The 18,244-nt window shown below is 57.6% G+C and carries 14 protein-coding genes; 3 read left to right on the plus strand and 11 right to left on the minus strand.

Features of this window, described 5'->3' with window-relative positions; all coding sequences use genetic code 11:
* Nucleotides 1-5: 5 nt before the first annotated feature.
* Nucleotides 6-1,154, minus strand: a complete 1,149-nt coding sequence (locus HY010_22220) for a glycoside hydrolase family 5 protein (protein MBI3478453.1) — start codon at nt 1,152-1,154, stop codon at nt 6-8.
* A gap of 75 nt (nt 1,155-1,229) precedes the next feature.
* Between HY010_22220 and HY010_22225 the strand changes: the two genes are divergently transcribed.
* Both HY010_22225 and HY010_22230 read left to right on the plus strand, forming a co-directional pair.
* Nucleotides 1,230-2,102 (plus strand): alpha/beta hydrolase, encoded by an 873-nt coding sequence (locus tag HY010_22225; GenBank protein ID MBI3478454.1) that lies wholly within the window; start codon nt 1,230-1,232, stop codon nt 2,100-2,102.
* A 49-nt stretch (nt 2,103-2,151) separates the two neighbouring features.
* On the plus strand, nt 2,152-3,294 hold the full coding sequence (locus HY010_22230; protein ID MBI3478455.1) for an aminotransferase class V-fold PLP-dependent enzyme: 1,143 nt from the start codon (nt 2,152-2,154) through the stop codon (nt 3,292-3,294).
* Nucleotides 3,295-3,308: 14 nt separating this feature from the next.
* Here the strand turns inward: HY010_22230 and HY010_22235 are convergent, their stop codons facing one another.
* The 9 genes from HY010_22235 to HY010_22275 all read right to left on the minus strand — a co-directional run bounded on the left by HY010_22235 (nt 3,309) and on the right by HY010_22275 (nt 16,107).
* Nucleotides 3,309-4,034, minus strand: coding sequence for a tetratricopeptide repeat protein (locus HY010_22235; protein MBI3478456.1), 726 nt, complete (start codon nt 4,032-4,034; stop codon nt 3,309-3,311).
* Between the two features lie 221 nt (nt 4,035-4,255).
* A complete protein-coding gene (locus HY010_22240) occupies nt 4,256-5,332 on the minus strand; it encodes a hypothetical protein (GenBank protein MBI3478457.1) in 1,077 nt (358 codons plus the stop codon).
* Nucleotides 5,333-5,666: 334 nt separating this feature from the next.
* Nucleotides 5,667-6,101 carry a hypothetical protein gene (locus HY010_22245; protein MBI3478458.1) on the minus strand — a complete coding sequence of 145 codons (435 nt, stop codon included), beginning with the start codon at nt 6,099-6,101 and terminating at the stop codon, nt 5,667-5,669.
* A 116-nt stretch (nt 6,102-6,217) separates the two neighbouring features.
* Complete coding sequence (locus HY010_22250; protein MBI3478459.1) at nt 6,218-6,583, minus strand: TraR/DksA family transcriptional regulator; 366 nt, start codon at nt 6,581-6,583, stop codon at nt 6,218-6,220.
* Nucleotides 6,584-6,811: 228 nt separating this feature from the next.
* Nucleotides 6,812-8,245 (minus strand): M20/M25/M40 family metallo-hydrolase, encoded by a 1,434-nt coding sequence (locus HY010_22255; protein MBI3478460.1) that lies wholly within the window; start codon nt 8,243-8,245, stop codon nt 6,812-6,814.
* A gap of 80 nt (nt 8,246-8,325) precedes the next feature.
* Complete coding sequence (locus HY010_22260; protein ID MBI3478461.1) at nt 8,326-9,999, minus strand: peptidase U62; 1,674 nt, start codon at nt 9,997-9,999, stop codon at nt 8,326-8,328.
* A complete protein-coding gene (locus HY010_22265) occupies nt 9,996-11,714 on the minus strand; it encodes a peptidase U62 (GenBank protein ID MBI3478462.1) in 1,719 nt (572 codons plus the stop codon). The genes HY010_22260 and HY010_22265 overlap by 4 nt, the downstream gene beginning before the upstream one ends.
* Nucleotides 11,715-11,802: 88 nt before the next feature.
* A complete protein-coding gene (locus HY010_22270) occupies nt 11,803-14,985 on the minus strand; it encodes a cadherin-like domain-containing protein (protein MBI3478463.1) in 3,183 nt (1,060 codons plus the stop codon).
* Between the two features lie 552 nt (nt 14,986-15,537).
* A complete protein-coding gene (locus tag HY010_22275; protein ID MBI3478464.1) occupies nt 15,538-16,107 on the minus strand; it encodes a DUF4142 domain-containing protein in 570 nt (189 codons plus the stop codon).
* 99 nt (nt 16,108-16,206) lie between these two features.
* On the opposite strand from HY010_22275, the gene HY010_22280 reads away from it, so the two are divergent.
* Nucleotides 16,207-17,130 carry a LysR family transcriptional regulator gene (locus HY010_22280; GenBank protein ID MBI3478465.1) on the plus strand — a complete coding sequence of 308 codons (924 nt, stop codon included), beginning with the start codon at nt 16,207-16,209 and terminating at the stop codon, nt 17,128-17,130.
* A gap of 125 nt (nt 17,131-17,255) precedes the next feature.
* Here the strand turns inward: HY010_22280 and HY010_22285 are convergent, their stop codons facing one another.
* Entirely contained in the window at nt 17,256-18,002 is a 747-nt protein-coding gene (locus HY010_22285; GenBank protein ID MBI3478466.1) for a GvpL/GvpF family gas vesicle protein, read from the minus strand.
* Nucleotides 18,003-18,244 lie beyond the last annotated feature (242 nt).

Consider the following 18,244-nt stretch of genomic DNA (forward strand, 5'->3'; position numbering starts at 1 on the left):
GAGCTTCACTTCAGCCCCAGCGCCTTCAACGCGCCGTCATCTGGAATCGCGCGGCCGTCTTTCTTCGTCACCACGCCGAACGATCCAGAGTAGTCCCACATCGTCCAGCCGATCTTATTGTGTTCGAGAGCGACGCGGACGTCATGAATCCAGCCAACGCGGTCTTGCGGGTCGGCCATACGGTAAACGCCAAACTCATTGCAGACCAGCGAAACGCCGCGCCGGTCAGCCCATTCGGCGGCTTGCTTCATTTCTGACTCCATGCGGGCGGCATCCCAGTGATCACGTCCATAGCGGATGACTCGCAAGCGATCCACTTCGCTTGGCACAAGCATCGCAACCTGTTCCGCTGTTTCCGGCGTCGAGGGATAATGCAGTCCCTTCAGCCAGTGCCAGTAGTATTCTCCCCAGGTCGCCCCCTGATGAGTGAAGATGTGCGGCTCGTAGAAATGGAAGTTGTAAATCACGTTCGGATCCCGCAGGGGTTCTTGAAACAGCAGGTCGTCGTCGTCCGACCATCGTGCGCCAGCCGCAATAATCGTGTGCTTCGGAGCGCCTTCGCGGATCGCGGACGCGAGTTTCGTCTGTACGCCCACCCAGCGGTAGCGGTCGCCTAACTCGGGTTCGTTCAGAACTTCAAAAATGACCCGGTCGGGATCCCATGCGGAGTAGTGTTGTGCGACGGCGCGCCAGAAGTCAGAGAACTGTTCGACGAACGAGTCATCTTTCGCGAGGCGTTGCTTGAAGTCACTTTCGGGATGCATGTCGATGACGACGACCAGGCCGTGGTCGAGGATCATCTTCACCGCGGCATCGAGATAGGACAGATATTCCGGCGGGAGCTTCTGCGGCTGGTTCATCGTGAACATGGGCTGCGGGTTGACGCTCAATCGCACGTGATCGAAGCCCATGGATTTGATCAGAGCAATGTCGTCGACGGTCGTCCATGTTTCGAAATGCTCGCGCGTGTAGCCGCGCTTGTCCCAGACCTGCGCGAACCATTCGCTGAGATTGATGCCGCGGCGCAAATGTTGCGCCCGTGCAACGGCCGGCGAAACAGTCGGGGGAGGAGCGGTCTGGGAAACAGCGAAGGACGTCAACACAACAACAAGAAACAAAGCCGCTATACATCGCACCTTGCGGGATGCCGTCATGGAATGCCGTCCTTTGTTCGATGATGCGAACTATTCGAGCGTAGCTGCGTACCAACCATCTGGAAAGGAACCCGAATGATCTCTAGTAATTTACCAAGGACGCGGCTGATCATCCCAATCATCCTTCTTGGATTGGCGACGCCATTCTGCATTGCACAAGCACAGCCGGGGAAAATGATCGACATGGGCGGCCGCCGGCTGCACATCGTTGAGTCTGGCACCGGTGCGGCAACCGTCGTATTTGAGTCGGGCCTTGGCGAGGATGTGTCTACATGGGACAACGTGACGCCTCAAGTTGCGAGTTTCGCGCGCGCCGTCACTTATGACCGCGCCGGAATCGGAGAGTCAGATCAGCCCGTGCAACCCACCACGTTGTCGGGGATGGCCGCAGATCTGCACTCCCTTCTGCAAAAGGCCAACATTCCTCCTCCTTACATTCTGGTTGGTCATTCCCTCGGAGGAATGTTGGTTCAGGTTTTCGCGCATGCGTATCCAAAAGAAATTGCGGGGCTGGTACTTGTGGATCCAGAAGGCGGACAATTGCTCGATCGCCTGCATGCCCACATGAATTCTGAAGACTGGGCTGCCCGTCAAAAAGCGCTGGACGAAGCCATGCCCAAAATGCCTCCCGCGGTCCAGGCGGAGATGAACGCGCTCACAAGAAATAATCATGCAGAAGAGCAAGTCATTCCGTTACCGGACGTACCCGTGATTTTGCTGACCGGCACGAAAAAAAATCCTGAATTCCCTGGAAACCCGCTCGAGCAGGATCTCAAGCTGGAACTGCACAAGGAACTGCTGGCGAAAATTCATGACGGTAAACACGTGCTTGCGCCGAACTCGCGTCACTACATTCAGAATGATCAGCCGCAACTGGTCGTCGACGCCATTCATGATATTGTGAACCAACGAACCTCTCAGGCCAGACCCGTACCACCGAAAAAGTGATACCGATTCGCCTGAAATCCCTGGTAACGTCGACGACAACCGTTCATTCATGCTTGCATCCCAGCGCCATCTTTTTGATATTCCGGAAGACGTCACGTATTTGAACTGTGCCTATATGTCGCCGCTGATGCGGTCGGCAGTCGATGCGGGGCACGAGGGTTTGGCTCGCAAAGCGCGTCCTTGGGAGATTACTCCGCAGAAGTTCTTCACAGGAGCCGACGAATTTCGCAGCACTGCGGCGCAGTTCATCGATGCATCTCCGGATTGCGTGGCCATTGTCTCGTCGGCAAGTTACGGTGTCGCGACGGCAGCGCTCAATTTGCCAATCCGCAAAGGGCAAACAATTCTCGTCCTCGATGAGCAATTTCCCTCGAATTACTATCCGTGGCAAAGAATGGCGGATGACAAGGGTGCTTCACTCAAGGTTGTGCCGTGGCCCGAAGACGAGGACTGGACGGCAGCTGTTCTTCGTTCCTTGACGGAGGATGTGGCGATTGCGGCGCTGCCGAATGTCCATTGGACAAGCGGTGGGAAATTGGATTTGGTGCGAATCGGCGAAGCTTGCAGAAAAATTGGCGCTGCGCTCGCGCTAGACGTTACACAATCATTGGGTGCACTTCCTTTCAGCGTGCGCGACGTGCAGCCTGATTTCATGGTCGCGGCCAACTACAAATGGCTGCTGGGGCCGTACACGACCGGAGTGCTCTATGTCGCGCCCAAGTGGCACGGCGGACGTTCGCTCGAAGAGAATTGGATTGTGCGGGCGAATGCGCACGATTTTGCCAGTCTGATTCAGTACACGAACGACTACGACCTCGGTGCACGGCGCTTCGACATGGGAGAGCGCTCGAATTTCGGGCTGCTACCCGCTGCCACGCAAGCAATGAAGCAACTGCTGCAATGGAAGGTGACAGAAATCTCGGAGACGTCCGGTGCACTCAATCGGCAGTTGGCGGCCGAAGCGGCTGAAATTGGATTTTCGTCCCCGCCGGAAAACCTGCGTGCTCCGCATTATTTGTGCCTGCGCCGGAAAGCCGGAATTCCTGCGGGATTACCCGAAATCCTGGCGCGGCAGAAAGTATTTGTCAGCGTACGTGGAAGTTCGGTGCGGGTGACTCCGCACGTCTACAACACTCCGCAGGATGCGGAGCGCTTGATTGCTTGCCTGAAACAAATTGTCAGCGCTACGTGATGCGCGCCGGGAGTCTATTTTAGTTTTGCCGCGCGTTGTTGAGCTATTGAAGCAGCGTCCGTTGAAGGATTTTCCTTCTGGATTTGATCGTAGACGCGTTTCGCCTCGTCCGGCTTCTGCCGGACTTCATAAAAGCTTGCCAACTCCAGCTGCGCTGTGACCTTGTTCACCGAGGTGGTCGGCTTGTCGATCAGCTGTTTGTAAGAATCGCTGGCTTGCGAATCCTTATTCTCCGCTCGATACACGGAAGCCAGGGCCAGTTTTGCGAGGGATCCCAAATCTTTGTTGGACGAGTTCGCAACTTCCTGAAGATTGTGCTCGGCAGCCGCGTTGTCTCCAAGTTGCGCCGCGGTCAGGCCCACGAAATAGCGAGCCATATCGGCGGTACGAGTCCGGGGATACTTGTCGACGACGGCTTGAAACTGCTTACGAGCTTCGGTGGCACGTTCCTGCGAAGAGGCGAAACTGGGATAGCCGGGCTGTGCCGGTACTCCCGCCGGACGTACGGGCTGTTCGAGCACGCGGTTGGCGCTGCCAAACTCCAGGCTTGCCTTCTCGTCCTGCCCATTCATGTAGTACCAGCCGCCAAAGCCGATCAGAGCGGCCACGGCCAACACAATGCCTGCAATCACGAGTTTAGACTGGTGCTCGACCGTCCAGTGGACGGTCTGTTCGGCCGCGTGGAGAGTTGCTTTGCTGAAGCGGTCTTCCTTCATTTGGTGCCGGGTTTCTGCGCGCACAGGGTTCCTTCTTCGCTCAAGATTCGCGTGACAATCCTTTAGTTTAGCAGGGCCGTTTTGGGAGCGTCAAAGCGAACCTTCGTGGCCTTCGTGGTGATGTTTCTGCAAGTGGACTCAAAATGATTCACTACCCGGTGAGGAGTTAGGCGGGCCAGGCCCAAAAAAATCCGGTGCCACTTAAGTTTTGCGGCACCGGGGAGGAGAGTGACGATTGGCGTGAACTATGGCGTGTAGATTTCGGCGCTCATGATCTGATAACCGTTGCTGCCGTCGGTGACCAACACACGGCCGTCGGATAACAAGCTCATTCCGAATCCGAAGCGAAGCGAATTCAGATTTCCAGTCGGCGACCACGTGCCCGACGTTGGTTCATAAAGTTCGCATTGTCCAGTCGGACCGCCTGCCATGAGGACTTTCCCGTTCGCGAGTAGCAGTGCGGTATTGGAGCCATAGAGATTCGCGGGGCTTCCCGTGACCGTAAAGGTACCCGAGACCGGATCGTAGAGTTCAGCAAGGACAGTTGCTCCTGCCAATAGGACTTTTCCGTTCGGAAGCAACACTGCTGAGCCGCTGTGGGAGGCGTTCATGGTGCCGGCGGAAGTCCAGTTGTTGGTTGTGGGATCGTACAATTCCGCAATTGTGCCGCCGACAACTAATACCTTGCCGTTCTGTAGCAGGGTCGCAGTGTGGCCGCAATGGACGGCACTCATGACTCCGGCAGACGACCACGAGTCGGAAGCGGGGTCATACATTTCCGCGGTATTGGTGCACGATCCCCAGCGAATCCGCGGAACGTAAACATTCATGCCGCCTGCGACCAGCACCTTCCCATTCGGTAACAGCGTAGCGGTATGGCTGGCGCGCGCGGTTTTCATTTTGCCGGCTGCCAGTGTGAACGTTCCGGAGGCAGGGTCGTAGAGTTCAGCAGTCTTCAGAATGCCGAGATAGTTTCCATTCAGTTGTCCGTTGCTGCCGCCGATGAGCAGTACCTTGCCGCTGGGTAGCAGAGTGCCGGTGCTCCAGTTTCTTGCCGCCTTCATGTTCGGTGTGGCGGTCCAGGTATTGGTGTTGGGGTCGTAAACTTGCGCCCATTTGAAGACTGCGCCAATTCCTCCGACGTTTCCTCCGGCAACGAGTACCTTGCCGTTTTGCATGAGCGTAGAGCTGGCGCTGGTGGCCGCCCTGGCGACGGGACCGGTGTAGGCCCATGATCCCGAACCCTGCGCGAACGCGGCGACGGGCACGGCAATTGCAATAAGACTAGCGAGCACGATTGCTGGAATGCGACTGCGATTCATAACTAGGGTCCTCTCAATACCTGGTGTGCTGATGGTTCCCGGGGCAGGTTGCATAGACGCTGCTCCGGCGTGAGATTCCGACTTTGTAAAGTGAGCGTCAGTCCGTAGAGATGCACGTGACCGACCAAGAGGACGGTATCGCCGGAAGTTGTTCGTTGTCTGTGAGGTGCGATGCGGAGGAGAGTGATCCTTCGGCGTCGGAACAATGCGATGGTGTCAAGATTCCGAAACTATGTGCGAGAAACGTTCAGAAATTCTGGCGTTGCGCTTTGCAACACGAGTGCTCACGGCTCGGCGCGAACGGCCAGCGCAGCACCGTTCGTTAGCGGTGGACTTACTGGGGAGTCGTCGTAGGGTCGGCGGTCGCAGGTGCGGCGCCGGACTTGCGATGGTGATGCTCGCCGGCTCCGGCGCGCATCTTCGGCATTTTTTCTTTCTGTTCCGGCGTCAGGATCTCATCCATTTGCGACTTCGAGGCCCTGCGGATTTCCCGCATCTTGTGATGCTTCTGCTGCGCAGTCAAGGTCGTGTCACTGTCCAGGCTGGACATTTGTTTTTCTTCGTCCTGCAGAATGGGGCGAAGCTTTTCCTTTTGCTCGTCGCTCAGACCGAGTCTTTTTGTCAGACGCTTCAGCTTCTGTTCCGACCGATTGCCTTGCATGCGATTGTGCTTCGGATGAGTTGTGACTGCAGGCTGGGGCGCGTCTTGCGAGAATGCGCTCAAACTTGCGAGCAGACTGGCAACGATGAGCATGGCAAATTTCGACATGAGGGCTGGCTCCTGAGGGAATTGCTTCATTCGGCTTTAGAGAGTCTAACCCTGGGTGAAGGGAAAAGTTTCCGCCAAGAAAAAATAGAAGGTTTGAGATCCTACCGAATGCCGAGCTAGAGGGCGGTTTCGAGCAGTCCCTGCTCCGCTTTTTCCTGGCACTCGATGCAGTGGCGTGTCCATGGCACAGCTTCCAGGCGCTTGGCGTTGATTTCCTTGCCGCAGGAAACGCACTCTCCGAACGTACCTTCGCGGAGGCGGCCCAGAGCTCCGTCAACCATCAGGAGCAGCTGTCGATCGTTATTACTCTGGCTGAAGAGGAACTCTTTGTTATAGGAACTGGCGGCGCGATCGGCGACATCCTGGGTGGCCTCGTCGTCCGCGCTGCGGCCATCCTGCTGGTTGCGGGTCACCATGTGACGTAGTTCCCCCTGCCGCGTTTCCAGCTTCTTTCTGAAGTACTCCAACTTCTTCTTATCCATGATGCCCACTCTCAGAGCCCGTAGTTCTCATGAAGCCAAACAAATATGGTATGCGCGGTGCGCAGGTGCGTCAACTGGAGCCAGGGGAGGTTAGAGGTCTGAGGTTAGATTGTAGAGGTCACAAAACGTACAACCCCAAGTGGCCGTTTCCACGCGAGGTGTTCCCCTCTTCAATCTCACCTCATACCTCTGACCTTGTTTTGCGTCTGCCCTTGCTTTGCGCTTGACCTATCTGGGCAAAGGATCAGGCATGGCGGCGATTGCATATCCCATGACAGCCATGGCTGCGGCGTTTTCGCGCAGTTCCTGGGGATCGACTTTGTCGAGCGTGTCAGCCGGAGTGTGGTGGTAGTCGAAATATTTCCGGCCATCCTGAATGATGCCAAGGCCAGGCACTCCCGCGTCGACCAGGGGTTCGATATCCGATCCGGGGCTGACGCTGGTAGCTCGCAGCGCGGTGGAACCAACCGGAAGCAGAACGCTCATGACTGGACGCAGAGCGGCAATTGCCGCGGGCGAGAGCTTCGCGGAGAATCCAAGCGGATGTCCGGCGCCCGCATCGCTTTCAATGGCTGCGATGTGATTCACCATTTCAGCGGCGTGCGATTTTCCGTACGCTTCGTGACCGCCGCCTCCGTTTTCTTCATCCATCCAGGCGATCACGCGAAGTGTGCGCCGCGGGCGGATGTGCAGGCGTTGAAGAATTTCTGCTGTCGCCATAGAAATGACAACGCCGGCTCCATCGTCGATGGCTCCGCGTCCGAGATCCCAGGAATCAAGATGGCCGGAGACGACGACGATCTGTTCCGGATGTTCGCTGCCCTTGATGTCCGCGACGACGTTGTAGCCGGTAGTATCCGGCAGGTGTTGCGGAGTCAGCGTGAGATGCATGCGCACGCGTCCCTGCGAAGCAAGGTGGTCGATCAGGTCGGCATCCTCGGCAACGACCGCCGCGGCTGGCACGGGAGCGGGAAAGCTGAATCCAGTGTGCGGCACGCGATACTCCGCGCCGCCGACTGAACGCACGAGAGCCGCGACACCGCCTGCTTCGGCCACCGCCTGTCCACCTTTTGCGCGATACATTACCGCTTCTCCGTAGGCGTCAAAGGCAAGGCCGGCCTGCGCTTTGCGAGTGTCGAAACGAACGTTGAACAGCACGATCTTGCCGGCAACTTTGTCACGGCCCAGATCCTTGAGTTCATCAAAACTATGCACGACGATCACGTCGTTCGTGATGCCTTCGGAGGGTGTGGCCGTGCCTCCGCTGAGCGCGGTCAGAATAATCTTCTGTGTCACCTTCTGCGGCTGATCGGGAAATTCGACGAGTTCAGCTTTTTCTTCGCCGCGTACCCAGTGAGAAACGCGTGCTTCCTCAAGGTGAACATCGAGTCCGAGTTTGCGCAGTTCGGCACCGACGTATTCCGACGCCGCCTGGGCTTGCGGAGATCCCGATGGCCGCGGCCCGATATTCTCAGTCAGATGAGCAAGCTGGTGCCACGCGTAATCGCTTGACAGAGCCGCATCGCGAATCGACTGCAGCTGCTCGATCAATTCCTTGGGTAAGGGGGCCGGAGTGGCCAGGTTGCTCGCTGCGCGGGCTTGCGGCCAGACCGCAGCAGTCAGACAGCCAAAAACGACTAGGGTTCGGGTCAGTTTTTTCATGTCAGGTTCTGTGATTTGTTAGTGCGCTTTCGATTCTACCCTTCAATTTCTGCGTGCGAGATCCATCCGAGGATACAGGATCATTCACGATTTTGGGTGAGCGGAGGCGGAGGATAGACCGGCAGCTTCTGCTTGGTTGCTTCCGAACGTTTCACTTCCAGTTCGTCGAACAGCAATGCCGGACAGGCAACACTGAACGTCGCCAGATCGGCGTGATCCTCAATCGCAGGCTCGGTTCCGGCTGCGACCAGATTACTGCGCAGCGACCGCACATCGAGATCGCCAAAAACTCCGCCGCGTACCAGTTCTTCGTGTCCATCCGCGGTCCAGACTTTGTAGAGGAGGCGCGGCGACAGACGTGGTCCCATCGTTCCCACATACAAACAGTAGGGAAGCTCGCGCTGCTTGCAGAGGCCTATCAATTTCTTCTTGAGTTCGGAGTCAGCCTGCGGATCGCTCGATTGAATGATCAGATTGCCCGGCGTGGGGAGAGGCGCAGCTCCCGGCCCGGATCGTCCGTGCCCATTCGACGTGGGAAATCCGCGAATCGGTTGCCGTCCAACCAGGTAAGAGACGAGCTGCCCTTTTTCGATGAGGGAAACGCGCTGCCCTTTTACTCCTTCGTCGTCCACGACATAATTTCCAAGCAACGGATGACCAGAAATCGACGAAATGGTCGGATCGTCGAACACGGTGATGAACTCAGGAAGGACACGGCTGTTCAGACTGGAGGACCACCTTCCCGTGGTGCGCGCGTTCTGTCCGAGAGGGGGTTTCTTCCCCAGCAAGTTAGGCTCGACCAGCTCTGCGAACACTGTGTCGGCTGCATCGTTGGCGAGTAGCACGGGGCCGCGATAATCTTCGTCGACGATCGGAGCGTCGCGTAATTGCTTGAGAGTTTCGAACAGTTTGGTAGTCGTGCTCAAGAACGTGTCACGCGCCGGTAATTCGCTCAGCTCGCGCTTGATGTCGCCGTAGGAGCGCTGCAGCAGCATCCCGTCCGGGGCCTGCGTCGATCCTTCGACATGAATCTGGTAACGGGTAATGCCGGTGCGCGCAACGCTCCCTTCGGAATTGAGGAAATAGCGATTCTCCGCGACGAAGCGTATGCCGGAGTCCGCCGACTCGAGTTTCGTGTCGGCACGAAACTGGCTGGATGCCTCTTCGATCAGGTGGAGCCAGGGAGTGAAGTCAGCGGAGGAAAGTCGGGCCAGAGGCTCAATGATTTCCACAACTGGGGCCTTGGCGAAGTCATCGACGGGTTCGTCCACTTTGAACTGTTTGAGAGCCGCTTGCTTGGCGGAGAGTGCTTCCCCGGCGGCTTTGTATGCGCGATCGGTGGCAAGCCACACGCGATCGCGAAGAGCAAACATGTCGTCATCGGTTGCCACCAGGTCGGTCGTTCCCTCGCCAGTGCCGAAGTAGCTGTCTTGCTTGTAATCTCCGAGTCGGACTACGACTCGGAGCAGGCGTGCCTGCATGCGTTGCTGCGTGCGTACGGCACCGAAGGTGGCGCCCGCTTCGAACTGGTCGAAGGCGCTGACGCGATATTCGATGTAGTACGGTGCGGACAAGCCATCCATCTTGAGCTTGTCTTTCGAGCGCTCCATCTCCTCGCGAAGCGCGCGCAACAGGACATCGTCGGCCGCGGAATCGGCCGCACGCGAGGCGGGAGACAAACAGAACAGCAGAACGGTGGAGATTGCAGCCAGCAAGATTTTTCGAATCGTCATCGTTGCCTTTATTGTGGTCATTGCGCACCGCCCTTGCCGGAACTCGCACCGGGAGGAGGCGGCAGGATGGGAGGCCGCGTGTCGCCGTATTTCCTCTTCTGTACTTCGATCTCAGAAAACAGCATGGCTGGAGCCGCTGCCGATACGGGGATGTTGCCGGATTCCGCGCCGCAGATGCCGTTGAAGACGCTGCTCGTCTGTCCAGTCGCGACGATGCCTGTGAGAACAGTAAGGGGTGTTCCCACGATGTCGACACCGCGCACCAGTTCGTCGGGGCGGCCGTCCGCGTACACGCGCCACACCATCACTGGTAACACCTGAAACGATTGCGGCAGGGAGCGCGAGGTCAGAGTGAATCCGCCTTGAATGTCTTCGAAGTAAAGCCCGTAGGGTTTGTTTTGTTTCTTAATTTCTTCGACGAAGCGCGTGCGCAGGCCTGCGTCGGGGATCGTCTTGCTTGAGGTCACGATCAAATTGCCCTGGCGCCCGACGGGCATGAGTCCGGGTTGAGAGCGGCCGTGGCCGTTCGAATGGCTGAAGTTCTTTACCGGCATGCGTCCCATCAGAAAGTTTTTCAGAATGCCGTCCTTGACCACTTCTACGCGCTCGGCCGGCACGCCTTCGTCGTCGTATCGATACCAGCCGGAAAGTTCGGTGCTGCCGAGGATGCGCTGCGTGGGATCGTCGACCACGCTGAGGAACTCCGGCAAAATCTTTTCGTTAATTTTCTTCGCGAAGGTCTGGCCTTCGTCGCGCCCGCGCTGGCGTTGCCCTTCGATGCGGTGACCCAGCACTTCGTGGAAAAAGACGGCAGCGGCACGCCCGGACAACATCGCGGGACCGTTGTACGGTTCGGCAAGCGGCGCGTTGCGCAGAGCAAGCAGATCCTCGGCCATCTTCTTCGCCCGTGCCGCCACTTCCGCTTCGGGGGGAGCTTTGGCGGGATCGGAAAATTGGAAAGTCTCGACGCGCATCAATTGCATGCCGTCGTCGGCAAGAGTTTCCGCCGAGATCATGACTCGAAAGATGGTGTCTTCGGTGACGACTTTTGTACCCTCCGTCGAGACCAGGTAGTGGCGCGCTCTCTGAGCAATGATCATCGCGCCCGTTTCCTGCAGGTAGGGGTAGGGACGGAAATATCCTGAGTAGCGGCGCGCGAGGTCTTCCCAAACCTTCTGCTGCGGCAGCGCGGCGGAAGAGGTGTCTTGCGAATACGTGGAGGATTTTTCCTCGGAGAAATCAGCGGAGTCGTCATCGTCCTTGGCACGCACCGCGCTCTTGGTCTTCACGTTGGTGAAGGCCTGCTGAGCCTGGCGATACTGCTGGTACGTCAGCTTCCACAGAACGCGAGCGATGGCGTCGGGATCGTCCTTCAACGGCAGTTGCCCAAAGTTGAGGCCCGAGCGGCGTTCTTCGTCATGTGTGTTGTCGAGAGCCGGCGAACCGATGCGCATGCTGACGTCGGCGGTGCGCCGATGCGCGCGATTCGAACTCAGCAATCCCCCTTGCGATGCGATCACGAATAGCGAATCGTCGTCGTCGACCGCGTAGCTCGTGAAATAGGGTGCCGGATCCTGCTTCGCTAGTTCCGCCTGGCCGCGGTGCAATTCCCGCTCCATCGTGGTCAGTAGAACGTCTGTCTGGGGGGTCGCAGGTGGCTTGGCTTGGGCTTGCGGTACGGTCAGAAAGACTGACAGCAAAAGGGAGAGCACGGCAACAGCGCTTGCGGATTTCATCAGAAGGGGCGAGTGTACAGGACTGCGGCCCACAAGAAAAGCCTGGTGCCGGGTACCGTCGTTACACGGGCCCCGGCACCGAGTTCTGTTACTGCACCGTCACATTCACTGTGGCCACGTTGCTGTTGGCTAATCCATCATTGGCCTGATACATGAAGCTGTCGGTGCCTACGTATCCTTTGGCCGACTTATAGATGAATGACCCGTTGGCGTTGAACGTCAATGTTCCATGGGTGGCCTTGCTAACGATCTTAGCCGTCAATGGGTCCCCGTTGCTGTCCGTGTCGTTGGTCAACACTCCCCTCGCCGTGCCGAATACAACTTTCTTGGCCGACTTTACGACGTAAGCATCGTCCACTCCGAGAGGCGCGATATTCGGCTGGCCGGACGCGCAGTAGAGGCTGCCCTGCTGCGTTTCCTCAATGCCTCCCCAAATGATCATCTGGTTGCCAGTCCACACCGTGGACCATCGTCCACCGTAGCGCACTGCGGGAGCGTTCAACAGCGTGGTGCTTTGCCAGGAGTCTGAGGCCGGAGTGTAGCGTCCGCCACTGGGATTGTTGGCGCCGCCCCACACAATCATCTCCTTGCCCGTCCACACTCCTTGTGCCACGCGCGGAGTTGGAGCATTGGCGAGATTGGTCAACGTCCACGAATTAGTTTGCGGGTTGTAACGTCCGCCATCGTTGTAGTCACGACCAAAGAGCTGGTCATGGCCTCCCCAAAAAATTGCTTCGGTACCGGTCCATATTCCCACCGGCCACATGCGAGGAGCGTCGATGCCGCTCGCACTCATCGAAGTCCAGGTATCGGTGGTGGGGTTGTAGCGTCCTCCCTCCGGACCAACGAATCCCGAGTCAATGGAACCACCCCAAACAACCATTTCCTTTCCTGTCCAGACGGCGGCGTGATGATCGCGATGACCGGGATCGTTGACCATGGTCGCGTTCGCCCAGGTATCCGTTGAGGGTTTGTACCGCTTGGCGTTGAGGCTCGAACTGATTCCGCCGTACACGATCATTTCCGTGCCGGTCCAGACCGCCGTGTGCCCGTAGGTGGTGAACGGCGCGTTTGTTTTCTTGACCAGCTTCCAGGAATCCGTCACCGGGTTGTAGCGGCCCCCGGAGCCCGCCGTAAATGGGTTTCCGTCGGGCTCGCCGCCCCAGAAGATCACTTCTGTCCCGGTCCAGACACTGGTGGCGTTCTCACGAACTGGCGGCGCTCCCACCGTGCTGGTCGTCTTCCAGTTGTCAGTGGCGGGATCGTAGCGTCCGCCTACCGCGTAAAAGCTCCCCCAAATGACCATCTCGCTACCCGTCCATTCCCCCGAGTGCAGGCCGCGCGCGTGGGGCACATTCATAGTCGCGGTGCGTAACCAGGAGTTGGTGCTTGGGTTGTAGCGGCCGCCGTCGTTGTGAAAGGAAAAATTCTGGTCGAGCCCACCCCAGACGATCATTTCTTTGTTCGTCCAAACCGCCGATGCTCCTTCGCCATTGGCGATGGCGTTGATGGCGCTCGTGCGTGTCCACTGATTCGTTACCGGATCGTAAATTCCTCCCACCGGGTCGCTCCCGGCCCCGCCCTGGATGACCATGACCGATCCCGTCCACACGGCCGAGTGAGTCCAGCGCAGCGACGGCGCATTGGCCAGACTGGTTGGGCGCCACGTGTCAGTGAGTGGATTGTAGCGGCCGCCAGTGGTATCAACCGTGCCGCCCCATACGATCATTTCCGTTCCCGTCCAGACCGCCGAATGCCAATAGCGCGCATTGGGAGCGCCCGCTGGGTTTGTCTGTTTCCACGTATTGGTGGTCGGGTTGTAGCGAGCACCGTCCTGGTACATCTGGCCCATCGTGACGTCGTAGCCAGACCACACAATCATCTCGGTGCCCGTCCATACCGCCGGCATATACGCGCGTCCGGCTAGTGGCGCTGGCGCCATTGCCTTCCATTTGTTGGTTGTCGGATTGTAGCGGCCGCCGGTATGGACGGGAACGTCGATGATCCCGCCCCACACAATCATTTCCTTCCCCGTCCAGACCACGGAGCCATACTGTTGGCCGATCGGCGCTCCGAGTTGGCGCGTTGCAGTCCAAGTATCGGTCACGGGATCATATCTCCCTCCCGTGCGGTCGCCCGTCCCTCCAAAAATCACCATCTCTTTTCCACTCCAGACCGCGCTGTGAGCCGCGCGAGCGGAGGGAGCCCCCAACATCGCAACCGGCGCATAGGTGTCGGTGGCGGGGTTGTAGCGCGTGCCGTCGTTGTAATTCACACCGACCACTGCCATGCCGCCCCACACGATCATCTCGCTTCCTGTCCAGACCGCGGTATGCCAGTACCGGGCATCCACCAACTGCAGGGTCGGTTTCCAACTGTCGTCGCGGCAGTTTCCGTTTGGCGCTACGACCGGCATTGCATAGCTGTAGTTGTCGCCGGCAAGTTGTAGTGGTAGCTCTTGTCGCGTCTGCATCCACCACGTTTCAAATGGAACCTTGGCCCACTCGACGGTAGCAACGCGGAGGCTTGTCTCATCGATGCTCAGCACGGAAATCGCATAGAAGCGATGCGAATCTTCCCGAAGAGTACTGAATCGGCCCGGAGTGACACTGCCGGTGGTCCCGCCCACAGCTTGTTTCAACTCTCTTACGCGTTCGTCGAATGTCGCCGGCTCCATGCCGATTGCGCCACGCTTGGCGTTCAGATCCCGGCCTCGATGCCACTCCATCTCCGTATAGTGTCCACTCCCTGTGTGCGCGGCGCCCGACGCGAGTTCAGATAGCGCACGGGATTTCAAATCGCCGTGGAAACGCGCGTCGCTGCCGTAATAGCTTTGAATCAAACGCTCGGTGAGCGCCGGCCGCGCCAGACACTCCGCCGCCTGCAGCGGATCGTTGCCGACAGCGGCAAACAGTTCCGCCAGTATGTCGGGCGATTTGGTATGGGCTGCCATGCGATTCAATTCCGCCTGCAGTTGCTCACCGCCGACCGTCACATTCCAAAATCGCTGCAGTGCCATTGATTCCAGCACGGCATCTTCCGCCTTACGGTCGATCACTTCTCGCGGAACGGCCTCCGCAAATGAGAGCGTCGGTCCCGCGACTCCCGGCGCCACGCGGTGCTGCCAATACACCTGTTCAATGGCGCTTTGACAGGCGATGCGCTCGCCAAGACTCACCTGACGAGTAGCGACGGGAAGGCTCTGAGCACTCGAACAAACCGTAATCAACAAAGCGAACATCAATCGCTGCACAGGTACTCGCAAACGCACAGAGGCCTCCTCGGGGATTTTTTTTACGATTAAATGAATCGGAGGTGGGTATGACCAGTCTTTATAAGCCACCGCAACCACGGCAAACTGTGATTGATGTCACATGTCGACGTGACCTCAAAAAAAAGCGGCCCCTTTTGGGGCCACCCTTTTCAAAGAGGCAAAGTTGGCAGGAAGTCAGAGGTGACTGGATTGGCGCCGCTTGGGGGACCTGCTGCAGCGGCAACGAGAGATGTCGAGAACGTTGAAGAAAGTGACGTGGCTCATAACGGTTGCGGCCTCTTCGGTTATTTGTGAATGTGCACTTGCGGAACCAAAATGGTAAACACCGACCGAGTCTTCCCGTCAGTCGCAATAACTTGCACAAAATCAATCGCTTAGGGCGAATACCTTAGTTGCTTGCGGACGTGGAAGCGGTATTCCTGGGTGCGCCCCGAATGCACAATCCTGCACATTGGCTGCAGCCCTTGGCCCTCAGTCACTTTCGCGGCCCCTGAATAATTCGCATTGGAAATCCCATTTCGACCTTTGTTTTCATAGAACTGTGCGAGGTCACTTGTACCCAAGTTTGCGGGCTGTCTCAGTCGTTTCGGCGAGATGGTGTTCAAAACCGGGAAGAACGCCTTGAACCAGGGTTCGAAACTCCTGATTACGAATTGCTGGCAGCAGGGTTTCTTTCACGGCCTTGACCGCAGCGCTATGGAATTCAACCTCGTGCTGCAGGTAGGCACGGTCAAAATCGGCGCCAGACTTTTCTTGCAACAGTGCGATGGTCTGGGCGTGATCTTGCGCGGTGTTGTCATTGTCCGGAGGGATCGGTGTGACCCCAAGCTTACGAGCCAGGTCGCGCATCATCTGCTGGGCTTGTTCGTGATCACTCACAACCGACCGCGCTAGTTCGCGGACCTCAGCAGAGTGGCCTTTCTTGGCTCCGAGTCGGGCGGCCCAGATGTCTGCCGCGTTTACTTCATCGAAAATCGCGAAAATCTCGGCGTCGTCCAGCGCGTGCGCAGCGGGCATGGCGGCGGCAGGCTGCGGGCTCGCCGGCAGAAGAGACGGGTGGGCGATAACACCAACTAAGACGAGAAACACAGTGGTAGTGAAAGCATGCAGCATTTTCATTTGAATCTCCTTTTGGATACCTGCATAGTGTGCCCGACCCTATATGAAGTGACAAAGTCTATTAATAAATATATTTCATAGTCTGATACGATAAATAATATGAACCTGACCCACCTTCAATTCGCGCAAAGTGTCGCGGAGTTGGCTTCGTTCAGCCGCGCGGCGGAGAAGTGTCATGTTACGCAGTCCAGTCTCTCCACCGCGATTTCACAACTGGAAGACCGGCTCGGCGGGCGCATCTTTTCGCGAACCACTCGCAAGGTTGGGATTACCTCGTTCGGCAACCACATCCTGCCTTTGATCGCCAGTGTGCTCAGTGCGGCCGGCGAACTCAGCAAGGGTGCGCAGGAATGTCTCAATCCTGCCTACAAAATTATTCGAGTCGGTCTCACTCCGCTCATCGACTCGCGAATCGTGGCCGCGGCCGTCGAGCCGTTCAAGCGTCGCCACTCTGATGTCGACATCATCTTCAAGGAGTGCTATCTGAACGACCTGCAACAGCGATTGCTGGAAGGTACGCTCGATCTTGCGTTTCGGCCTTGTGGAGCGGCGGACAAACGAATAGGACGCCACGCGTTCTATGACGAAGAACTTTTCTATTTGCCGGGCAATCCATCACCAAATGACCAGCATGGATTGGGGCCCGTTCAGTTGGAGCAGATTGCCTCGGAAACATTCGCCTTGTCCGCAGGCTGCGGATTGGCTGATTCGATCCGGCGGAGTTTCCGGCAGCACCGGCTGAAAATGCGGGAATACCCGGGCCAGGCACTCAGTTATAAGGTGCTTGAGGACTGGGCTGGGCTGGGCGTCGCGTCCGCCATAGTGCCGAAGTCCAAGGTCTCGACGACGAACCGGAGCGCGCGCGTCCTCCAGAACTCGAGTGGCGCGATGCGGATCCGTTACGAAATGGCCTGGAATCGAAAAGCCTTTCAACCTGGGTATTTAAAGGATTTTCTGGCCCATTTCCACGCGACAGCGAAACGCATCGCGAGTGGTTTGTCGCAAATCAATACGACAAGCTAGGAGCGCAAGCCGCACTTTGCGGCACTCAGCGCTGGGGGACAGCTGTCGCCGTCCGCCGCTTCCAGCACATTCGATAGGGGAACAAAAAGGCCCCTCGCAAGGGGCCTTCTAAACCAAGTAAAGGGCTAGCTGTTGCCGGCGACGGTCCGCAGTTTTTCTGGCAGGAAGTGGTACGGCGGCCAGGGACCGGTCACCACCAGTTCGCAGTTCTTAAGCTGCTTGGCGGCGGCGCTATAGCGGTTCTGGTACTTCTCAATGTGCTTGGTGTCGATCAGGTGGGCAATGTCGAGGAGCATTCCTTCGGCGTTGACCTTTTTACAGCTGACTTCTTCCTCAAGCGGGTTGAAAAGCTTGTGCACCTGCACCGAGATCGCACGAGCCTTGGTCTGGCGCTCGCGATCACGCGAGGCCTTCTCGCGTAACTTGGCGAGGTATTCACGGCCCACGGTGTCCGGCAGGACAATCTCTTCCATGGCGCCCTTAAACGTGCCGTCGCGGACTACGAGTTTGATCCGCATTTCTGACTTGCCACGCAGGCGTGCGACACTCTCGCAGAACGTGCGGCGATTCGAACGAACAGCCTGACGGATGGCATCTTCGGTGTCGAAGATCGTCCCAAAACGGAATGGCAATACGACGGCCGTGCGGAAAGCCATGCTGACCACGCGAGCGTGTTCCAACACAGATTTTTCTTCCAGCTTGTTCGCTGTGCGATCGAATTCGCTGACGATGACCGCGAATTCGCCGCTCGGGTAACTCATGACCGGGGCACCACTAACTCCCTGGATTCCTTCAATCACGTAAGGACGACGGGCTCGAACACCATTGGCTAGGGTCGGGTGTTCTGTGAGGCAGTACGCGTACCACGCCATGCATTCTCTCCGAATTGCACCGGGGGTTTCTTGCACCCCTTTAGATTTTTGAACTTAGGGCTGTGCGTTTCCTACCTGGAAGTAAGTGATTGTTGCGACGAGATGAACGTTACATGCAACGTCCATTGATTGAGTTTATTCGAGGCCTGTGGATTTTGCAACCTTTGTTGCAAAAATTGCATCGAGAAAATGCATTTTGGCCGTCTCAAAGTGACAGCAATCAGCATTCAGCCGACGCTCGC

Source organism: Acidobacteriota bacterium, assembly GCA_016196065.1.
Taxonomy (GTDB): domain Bacteria; phylum Acidobacteriota; class Terriglobia; order Terriglobales; family Acidobacteriaceae; genus Acidiflorens.

What these genes read in the sequence shown, in the direction of transcription:
- HY010_22220 (MBI3478453.1), bottom strand. Translation starts at nt 1,154, where the DNA reads ATGACGGCATCCCGCAAGGTGCGATGTATAGCGGCTTTGTTTCTTGTT.
- HY010_22225 (MBI3478454.1), top strand. Translation starts at nt 1,230, where the DNA reads ATGATCTCTAGTAATTTACCAAGGACGCGGCTGATCATCCCAATCATC.
- HY010_22230 (MBI3478455.1), top strand. Translation starts at nt 2,152, where the DNA reads ATGCTTGCATCCCAGCGCCATCTTTTTGATATTCCGGAAGACGTCACG.
- HY010_22240 (MBI3478457.1), bottom strand. Translation starts at nt 5,332, where the DNA reads ATGAATCGCAGTCGCATTCCAGCAATCGTGCTCGCTAGTCTTATTGCA.
- HY010_22245 (MBI3478458.1), bottom strand. Translation starts at nt 6,101, where the DNA reads ATGTCGAAATTTGCCATGCTCATCGTTGCCAGTCTGCTCGCAAGTTTG.
- HY010_22250 (MBI3478459.1), bottom strand. Translation starts at nt 6,583, where the DNA reads ATGGATAAGAAGAAGTTGGAGTACTTCAGAAAGAAGCTGGAAACGCGG.
- HY010_22255 (MBI3478460.1), bottom strand. Translation starts at nt 8,245, where the DNA reads ATGAAAAAACTGACCCGAACCCTAGTCGTTTTTGGCTGTCTGACTGCT.
- HY010_22260 (MBI3478461.1), bottom strand. Translation starts at nt 9,999, where the DNA reads ATGACCACAATAAAGGCAACGATGACGATTCGAAAAATCTTGCTGGCT.
- HY010_22265 (MBI3478462.1), bottom strand. Translation starts at nt 11,714, where the DNA reads ATGAAATCCGCAAGCGCTGTTGCCGTGCTCTCCCTTTTGCTGTCAGTC.
- HY010_22275 (MBI3478464.1), bottom strand. Translation starts at nt 16,107, where the DNA reads ATGAAAATGCTGCATGCTTTCACTACCACTGTGTTTCTCGTCTTAGTT.
- HY010_22280 (MBI3478465.1), top strand. Translation starts at nt 16,207, where the DNA reads ATGAACCTGACCCACCTTCAATTCGCGCAAAGTGTCGCGGAGTTGGCT.
- HY010_22285 (MBI3478466.1), bottom strand. Translation starts at nt 18,002, where the DNA reads ATGGCGTGGTACGCGTACTGCCTCACAGAACACCCGACCCTAGCCAAT.